10 protein-coding genes are annotated in these 8,136 nt (G+C 69.0%); 6 read left to right on the forward strand and 4 right to left on the reverse strand.

The genetic code is table 11. From position 1 onward, the window contains the following. On the forward strand, positions 1–430 hold a 430-nt coding region (locus tag ACFVJS_RS24130), incomplete at its 5' end, for a GNAT family N-acetyltransferase (RefSeq protein WP_378885783.1). 3 nt (positions 431–433) lie between these two features. Here ACFVJS_RS24130 and ACFVJS_RS24135 read toward each other — a convergent pair. After that, positions 434–1,339, reverse strand: coding sequence for a transglycosylase SLT domain-containing protein (locus tag ACFVJS_RS24135; protein WP_378885784.1), 906 nt, complete (start codon positions 1,337–1,339; stop codon positions 434–436). 25 nt (positions 1,340–1,364) lie between these two features. Beyond that, positions 1,365–2,051 carry an alpha/beta fold hydrolase gene (locus ACFVJS_RS24140; protein WP_378885785.1) on the reverse strand — a complete coding sequence of 229 codons (687 nt, stop codon included), beginning with the start codon at positions 2,049–2,051 and terminating at the stop codon, positions 1,365–1,367. A 740-nt stretch (positions 2,052–2,791) separates the two neighbouring features. Between ACFVJS_RS24140 and ACFVJS_RS24145 the strand changes: the two genes are divergently transcribed. The 5 genes from ACFVJS_RS24145 to ACFVJS_RS24165 all read left to right on the forward strand — a co-directional run bounded on the left by ACFVJS_RS24145 (position 2,792) and on the right by ACFVJS_RS24165 (position 6,445). Beyond that, positions 2,792–3,814: an LLM class flavin-dependent oxidoreductase gene (locus tag ACFVJS_RS24145; protein WP_378885787.1), complete on the forward strand. Its 1,023-nt coding sequence runs from the start codon at positions 2,792–2,794 to the stop codon at positions 3,812–3,814. A gap of 118 nt (positions 3,815–3,932) precedes the next feature. Further along, on the forward strand, positions 3,933–4,430 hold the full coding sequence (locus tag ACFVJS_RS24150; RefSeq protein WP_378885789.1) for a DUF4919 domain-containing protein: 498 nt from the start codon (positions 3,933–3,935) through the stop codon (positions 4,428–4,430). 10 nt (positions 4,431–4,440) lie between these two features. Continuing rightward, positions 4,441–5,217 carry an SDR family oxidoreductase gene (locus tag ACFVJS_RS24155; RefSeq protein WP_378885791.1) on the forward strand — a complete coding sequence of 259 codons (777 nt, stop codon included), beginning with the start codon at positions 4,441–4,443 and terminating at the stop codon, positions 5,215–5,217. An 89-nt stretch (positions 5,218–5,306) separates the two neighbouring features. Then, entirely contained in the window at positions 5,307–5,606 is a 300-nt protein-coding gene (locus ACFVJS_RS24160) for a hypothetical protein (protein ID WP_378885793.1), read from the forward strand. Between the two features lie 47 nt (positions 5,607–5,653). Next, positions 5,654–6,445 (forward strand): class I SAM-dependent methyltransferase, encoded by a 792-nt coding sequence (locus ACFVJS_RS24165; RefSeq protein ID WP_378885795.1) that lies wholly within the window; start codon positions 5,654–5,656, stop codon positions 6,443–6,445. A 10-nt stretch (positions 6,446–6,455) separates the two neighbouring features. Here the strand turns inward: ACFVJS_RS24165 and ACFVJS_RS24170 are convergent, their stop codons facing one another. After that, positions 6,456–7,136, reverse strand: a complete 681-nt coding sequence (locus tag ACFVJS_RS24170) for a methionine ABC transporter permease (protein ID WP_378885796.1) — start codon at positions 7,134–7,136, stop codon at positions 6,456–6,458. Then, positions 7,136–8,136, reverse strand: a 1,001-nt coding sequence (locus ACFVJS_RS24175) for a methionine ABC transporter ATP-binding protein (RefSeq protein WP_378885798.1), incomplete at its 5' end; no start/stop codon positions are given. The genes ACFVJS_RS24175 and ACFVJS_RS24170, both read right to left, overlap by 1 nt.

The raw sequence follows: 8,136 nt of genomic DNA on the forward strand, positions 1-8,136 counted from the left end.
CGATGAGGAGTTCCGGGTCGCCAACGGCTGGCCCGAGCGCGACCACGACGGTCACCTCCGCCACTGGCGTCGACTGATCGAGGCTCCGCCGCCCGAGCTGATCCGACTCGCCGTGGAGCTCGACGAGGAGGTCGTCGGCTACGCCGATCTCCACGGCCTGGCCCCGGACACCCGCGAGCTCGGCATCGCCATCGGCCCCAGCTCTCGCTGGGGCCAGGGCCTCGGCCAGCGCGCCATCAAGACCGCGCTCACCTACGGCTTCTCCGTCCTCGACCTGACCCGGATCTGGGCCGAGACGCACGAGACCAACGACCGCGCCAAGAAGCTCTTCGACGCCACCGGCTTCATCGAGACCGGTCGCCACGGCACCGACACCTACCGTGGCGAGGACGTCAGCCTCGTCCAGTACGCGGTCGAGCGCCCCTACTAGTCGCTAGTCGGCGATGCGCACGGCCTTCTCGCCCGGGTAACCCTCGGGCAGGAGCATCGTGCCGCTCTGGTGGCGGTAGAGAACCTGCCAGTGCCAGTAGAGGTCGTACGCAGCGGGAGACCGCCTCATCTGCTCGGCGTAGGCGCTGACGGCCGCCACGTAGCGGTCGGAGTGGTTGTAGGCCCACAGGGCACCGGCCATGTCACGCGGCGCCCCGTTGTTGGCGAGCATTCGGCCGGCGGCCATGATCGCGTCGCCGGGATCGTTGATGTCGCCGCCGGCGCCGTACTGGGCGAAGGTCGAGGGCAGGAACTGCATCGGACCCTGGGCGCCGGCGGTGCTCGTGCCGCGAATGCGTCCCATCCGGGTCTCGACCAGATGGACCGCCGCGAGGTACTCCCACGGCGTCCCGGTCTCCCGCTGAGCCCTGCGGTAGAGCGGCCTGAGCTCGCCCGGTGTCGGCGGCGTCACGATCCGCCAGTCGGGGAGCTTCGGCTGGGGGTCGGTCATGGCCATGAGCTCGCGCGCCGCGGCGATGTCCGACCTGAGCTGGGCGCGGTCGGCGCGGCCGAGCGCGCCCAGCACCTCGTCGGCCTTGCCTCTCGGCCCTCGGGCGAGGCTGCGGGCAGTCGTCTGCTCGAACAGTGCGGCGTCGCGTACGTCTCCGGACCCCGACTCACCCGAAGCCACCGTGGCCAACGCCTGCGCGAGGCGCTCGGCCAGCGGCACCGAGGGGTCGTCGAGCGACGTCGCCGCCGGCGACGGGACAGGCGACGGGACGGGCGACGCTGCCGACGACGACGATGTGGACGGGCTCCGGACGGGATCCGACAACGGCTCGCCTCCGCAGCCGGCGACGAGCGCCGACAGGGCCGTGATGGCGGTCAGGGCAGCGAGCCGAGTACGCACGCACCCGACGCTACCCGACGCTCGACTACGCGCCGGCCCGAGCGATGATCGCCGCGAGCTCGGCCGGCTTGGAGAGCTGGGGCCAGTGGCCGGTCGGCAGGTCGACGTAGGTGACGTCCTTGTGCTTCGGGATGGCGGCGACCGACTCGGTGCCGTCGGCGACCCACTCCTTCAGGTCCGCTGCCCGGTATTCGGGGCAGACGAACACCGCCGGGACCGAGTAGCGACGCTCGTCGCTGAGCTCGAACGGCTCGGAGGTCAGGCTGGCGGGGGAGGGCCGCAACAGCGCCTCGAAGGCGGCGCGGTCGAGGTCGCGTAGGTCTGCCTCGTCGAACTCCTCCCACGGCACCGGAGGCAGGTCGGCGCCGTCGGTCGGGAAGTTCTTGGCCGGGACGATGTCCGGTTCCGCCGGCCAGCCGCCGACGTAGACCACGACGGATATCTTGTCGACACGAGCGTCGAGCGCGGCACCGGCCACCGCGCAGCCCATCGAGTGTCCGACGAGGAGCACAGGACCGTCCGCCTCGTCGACGGCGGCCACCACAGCGGCGACCTGGTCGGCCACGTGAACGCCGGACCGATCCGTCTCGACCGACTCGAGGCCGGGAAGGGTGACCGGCCGCGCGGTGTGGCCGGCTTCGGTGAGGTGGGGAACGACGAGGTCCCATGAAGATGCGTCCAGCCAGAGGCCGGGAACCAGAACGATGTCCATGAGGTGATCCTCCGCCCGGTTGCGGACGATCTGCTTCCGTGACTCACAGTTGTTTCGAGCATGTCGACTTTCGAACAAAAGAACGGTGACCACCGCAGTGCGGTGGTCACCGTTCTGGACGCCCGAGACAGCTGACGTCAGGTCGTTCAGCGAGCGCCAGCGACCTCCAGAAGCTCCGCGACCTCGTGGGCGCGGCAGTCGCAGTCCGCGTCACACGGCAAGAAGCGGTGACGAGCGTGACCGCAGTCGCGGAACGGCATGTCGTGAGAAAGCGTGAAGCTCTGCACCTCAACGGTGTCCCACATAACTAATTCATCCCCCAGAGAATGTTGATCGGTCTTATTTCGGTGAAACTGCATCGGTGAAGCTGCCTGATATGTAACACGATAATCCGCGACTTCGGAAGGGCTGCGACAACACGCCGAGACATTGTTTTCCCTGGTCAGTCGACCGATATGATTATTCGGTCGACCGATAGATAAACTCATTAGGGACTGTTGTTGATGCCGCGTAGGCGTGCGCTTTACGGCCCGTACCACTGCGCTCGTGGGGTGTGGGTGGAACGAAAACAGAACGCCGACCGGCACCCGACCACCGACAAGGTGGTGTCGTCCCGGAGACGGTTCCGGAGTGCAGAACACCTAGAGGCGAAGGTCCCGGTCCGCGCTCCAGGCATGACCACGCCCCGTGTCGGCACCGCCCGAGGGAATCTCGGACAACTGTTGAGGGTTCTACTACCCGTGAAGAACATCGGATTCTTGTCTTTCGGCCACTGGACGCCGTCGCCCTACTCGCAGACGCGGTCGGCACGAGACGCGCTCCTCCAGGGCATCGACCTGGCGGTCGCGGCCGAGGAGCTCGGTGTCGACGGCGCCTACTTCCGGGTCCATCACTTCGCCCGCCAGTACGCCTCGCCGTTCCCGCTGCTCTCCGCGATCGGCGCCCGCACGTCCAGGATCGAGATCGGCACGGGCGTGATCGACATGCGCTACGAGAACCCGCTCTACATGGCCGAGGACTCCGCGGCCGCCGACCTGATCTCCGGTGAGCGGCTGCAGCTCGGGATCAGCCGTGGTTCACCCGAGCAGGTCATCCAGGGCTGGCGCTACTTCGGCTACGAGCCGGGGGAGAACGCCTCCGAGGCCGACATGGCCCGCGCACACACCGAGACCTACCTCACGATCATCGAGGGTGCGCAGTTCGCCGAGCCCAACCCGCGGCCGATGTTCCCGAACCCGCCCGGCAAGCTCCGGGTCGAGCCGTATTCCGAAACCCTGCGTGACCGCATCTGGTGGGGATCGAGCTCGTTGGCCACCGCACGCTGGGCAGCCGGGCTCGGCATGAACCTGCAGAGCTCGACCCTCAAGAACGACGAGAACGGCAAGCCGTTCCACATCCAGCAGCGCGAGCAGATCGAGGCCTATCGCGAGGCCTGGAAGGAAGCCGGACACGAGCGCGAGCCCCGCGTGTCGGTCTCGCGCTCGATCTTCGCCCTCGTCAACGAGGACGACCGCCGCTACTTCGGCCTCGATCGGCAGACCAAAGACCAGATCGGCAACATCGACGACCAGACCCGCGCGATCTTCGGGCGCTCGTACGCCGCCGAGCCTGACGTCCTCATCGAGGAGCTCGCCGAGGACGAGGCGATCCAGGCAGCGGACACGCTGCTGCTCACGGTCCCGAATCAGCTCGGCGTCGACTACAACGCCCACGTCCTGGAGAGCATCCTGACCCACGTCGCACCCGGTCTCGGCTGGCGATAGTAACCTGCGGGTCACGCAACTTCCGGGTCACAAAAGGGCGCATAATCGTTGTCAACCGCCCCACATGACCGCGTGATTGGCTACCGTGCACGGCGACCGTTACTCAAGGGGGACCCTGTTGGCTACGTACGCAGAGCTGCTTGACGCCTATCTTCGCGAACCGGCCCCGGAGTCACTGAGGGCCTTGCGGGAGGCGATCCTCGAGGCTCCCAACTTCCGACCCGATCTCGAGATCACCGAGCTGGTCGCGCCGATGATGTCGGTCGGCGACTACGCCGGCGCGGTTGCTGCGGTCCACGCGCTCATGCCGGGCGCCATCTTCAGCCCGTCGGCGCACGCCGCGCTGGCCGACGCCCAGCGCGGGCTCGGCAACGTCGAGCAGGCCCAGCGCGAGTCGATCCTGGCCCAGGCGGCGCTCGACAGCATCATCAGCACCGGCCAGGGCACCGAGTCGGAGCCGTGGTCGGTGCTGCGGACCAGCGATGCCTACGACGTGGTGCTGGCCTCCGGCAAGACGCCGCGCTCGCAGGTCGCGGTGGGCAAGCTCGACCGGATCGTGTGCACCGACTCCACGGTCTGGTTCTTCGACACCAGCACCGAGTTCGCCAGGAGCTGACCCGACCACCGTGCCCAGCTCCGTACTGATCACCGGGGCGGCCGCCGGCATCGGCCGTGCGACCGCACGGCGCTTCGCCCGCGAAGGGTGGCTGGTCGGTGCCTACGACATCGATCTCGACGGCCTCTCCTCCCTGGCCGCCGAGATCGAGCCACTGGCTGGTGAGATCGTCACCGGCACCCTCGACGTGCGCGACGCCGTCTCCTGGCAGGCCGCGCTGGACGGGTTCGCCGCCGAGACCGGGGGCGTCCTCGACGTGCTCGTCAACAATGCCGGCATCATCCAGATCGGCAAGTTCGCCGACCTCCCGCTGGATCGGCAGCAGGCGATCATCGACGTCAACGTCAAGGGGCTCGTGAACGGCTGCCACCTCGCGCGACCGTTCCTGCGGCGCGGCTCCCATGTCGTCAACCTGGCCTCGGCGTCGGCGATCTACGGCCAGCCCGGGATGGCGATCTACTCCGCCACGAAGTTCGCCGTACGCGGCCTCTCCGAGGCCCTCGACCTGGAATGGGCCGGCGACGGGATCACGGTGACGGCCCTGTGGCCGCTCTTCGCCGACACCTCGATGGTGTGGGGCCAGGACTTCCCGGCGCTGCGGCGGCTCAAGGTCTCGCTCACCCCCGACGATGTCGCCGATTCCGTCTTCTCCGCGGCGACCACCGGTCACGGCCTCCTCGGCGGCGTTCACCGCGGCGTCGGCACCAAGGCCCGCGTGCTGCTCGGCCTCTCCGGGGTGACCCCGAGCTGGGCCAACCGGATGTTCAACCGGCTGATCTCCACCTGAGTGACATGTTCTGATTGTTCACCGGGTTGTTGCCGGTAGGGACGGTGTGCGTCGGGTTCCTGACGGGACCGGCGCTCACCCTCGACAGCATGATGAGTCGCACCTTGCGCATTCTGCTCGCCGGGATCGCTGCCCTCGTCGTCGCCTCCGCGGCGCTGAGCTCGGCGAGGGCCGACCAGCCGCAGGTCTCCGACCAGGGACAGGTGGTGTTCGACCGTCACGAGGTGGCACCCGAGGACGCCCGGCCGGGTGGCGGCGCGGCGCCGGTCGAGACCGGTGTGGTGATCGTGGTCAACACCCTGCTCCTCGGTGGTCTCGTGGGCGGGGTCCTGTTCGCCCGGCGGCGGATGGGCTGCGCGGACGCACGGCTGCCGCGCATGTCCGTATAGCGATATCCACGTCTCACGTTCCGGGATTCGCCGCGTAGGGTCGGCGCATGTCGACCTATACCCACGGCCATCATGAGTCGGTGCTGCGCTCCCACAGGTGGCGTACGGCGGAGAACTCCGCGGCCTACCTGCTGCCTCGGCTGAGCCGTGGGCAGCGACTGCTCGACGTGGGTGCCGGCCCGGGCACGATCACCCTCGACCTCGCCGGCCGGGTCGCTCAGGTGACCGCGACCGAGATAGGGGAGACAGAGCTCGGGCTCTCCCGGCGGGCGGCCGAGGACGCGGGCGTGGCGAACGTCGACTTCCGGGTCGAGGATGTGCACGCGTTGACCATCGAGGACGATGCGTACGACGTCGTCCACGCTCACCAGGTGCTGCAGCACGTGGCCGACCCTGTGCTGGCGCTGCGGCAGATGCGGCGCGTGACCAAGCCCGGCGGCATCGTGGCGGTGCGCGACAGCGACTACTCGGGATTCGTCTGGTGGCCGGAGTCGGCCGAGCTGACCGAGTGGCTGCGGCTCTACCAGCAGGCCGCGCGGGCCAACGGGGGCGAGCCGGACGCCGGCCGTCGGCTGGTCTCCTGGGCGCGGGCGGCAGGCTTCACCGACATCGAAGCCTCCTCCAGCACATGGTGCTTCGCCGACCCCGAGGACCGGGCCTGGTGGGGCGGGATGTGGGCCGACCGGTTCACCGACTCGGCGGTCGCCCGCCAGCTTGTCGACTGCGGAGACGCCACGACCGCCGACCTCGCCCGGGTCGCGGACGGGTGGCGGTCGTGGGCCGAGGCGGAGGACGGTTGGTTCTCCGTCCTCCACGGCGAGATCCTGGCTCGCGCCTGACGCTCCAGGATCAGCGGCGCAGGATCCGCGCCGAGAGTGTGTTGCCGAGCAGCTGGATGACCTGCACCAGTGCGACCAGGATGAGCACGCAGACCCAGGTGACGGCCGGGTCGTACTGCCGGTAGCCGAAGGTCTGGGCGAAGCTGCCCAGGCCCCCGCCGGCGATCAGGCCTGCGACCGCGGACATGTCGACGACCGCGACGAACGCGAACGTGTAGCCGAGGATCACCGGCGCCATCGCCTCGGGCACAACCACGGTCGCCGCGATCCGGGCGCGGGTGGCGCCCATCGCGCGAGCTGCCTCGATGACACCCGGCGGGACGGACACGAGGTTCTGCTCGACGATGCGGGCGATGCCGAACATCGCGGCCAGCACCAGCGAGAAGACGACTGCCGGGGTGCCGATGCCGGTGCCGACGATCAGCCGTGCGGCGGGCTGGACGGCGGCGATGAAGATGATGAACGGGATCGGCCGGAAGAAGTTGACCAGCACGTTGAGGATCGTCGAGACCACGACGTTCTGGTAGAGACCGCCCCGGCGGGTGAGGTACAGCCCGAGGCCGAGCAGAAGGCCCAGCGTGCCGCCGATCAGCATCGTCAGTGCCACCATGAGCAGCGTCTCGCCGGTGGCCTGCCAGATGTCGGGCCACAGCTCGCCGAGCCGGGTGTCGGTGGGCAGAGCGGTCAGCATCACACCTCCTTGGTGGTGACGAGGGCGGACAGCTCGCGTACGGCCTCGTCGACCGAGGTCGCGGGGCCGTCGAGCGAGAGCGTCAGGTTGCCGAAGGTCGCGCCCTGGATCTCCTCGATGCCGCCGAAGACGAGCTCGAAGGAGACCCCGCGCTCGAGTAGGACCGCGAAGATGTCGGTCTGGCGAGGTCCGCCCTCGCGCAGCTCGACCTTCACGAACCGGCCGGGGTGACGCGACCGCAGCACCGCCAGGGCGTCGGGGGAGGGCTCGTCGTCGACGACGGTGCCGACGAAGCGCCGGGTCACCGGCTGTCGCGGCGCCGAGAAGACGTCGTAGACGGCGCCGGACTCGACGATCCGCCCGTTCTCCATGACCGCGACGTGGTCGGCCAGCTCACGGACGACTTCCATCTCGTGGGTGATCGCCACGATCGTGGTGCCGAACTCCTCGTTGACCCGCTTCAGCAACCGCAGCACCTCGTGGGTGGTCTCCGGGTCGAGCGCACTGGTGGCCTCGTCGGCGAGCAGCAGCGACGGGTTGGTGGTCAGTGCGCGGGCGATGCCGACGCGCTGCTTCTGCCCGCCCGAGAGGTTGCGCGGGTAGGTGTGAGCCTTGTCGGGGAGACCGACGAAATGGAGCAGCTCGGAGATCCGGCGCTGCTGCTCCGCCTTGCCGACACCGGCGATCTGGAGCGGGTAGGCCAGGTTGCCCCAGACCGTACGCGACTCGAAGAGGTTGAACTGCTGGAAGATCATCCCGATGCCGAGCCGGATCGGCCGCAGCTGGCGCTCGTGCAGACCGACGAGCTCGGTGCCACCGACCTGGATCGAGCCGGAGGTGGCCGGCTCGAGGCCGTTGAGCAGGCGTACCAGGGTGGACTTGCCGGCGCCGGAGTAGCCGACGATCGCCTGGACATCACCGGCGGCGATGTCCAGGTCGACGTCGTCGACCGCCCTGACCTCCGCGCGCCCCCTGGCCGCCGGATAGGTCTTGGTGACGT

Source organism: Nocardioides sp. NPDC057772, from assembly GCF_042798075.1.
GTDB lineage: Bacteria > Actinomycetota > Actinomycetes > Propionibacteriales > Nocardioidaceae > Nocardioides.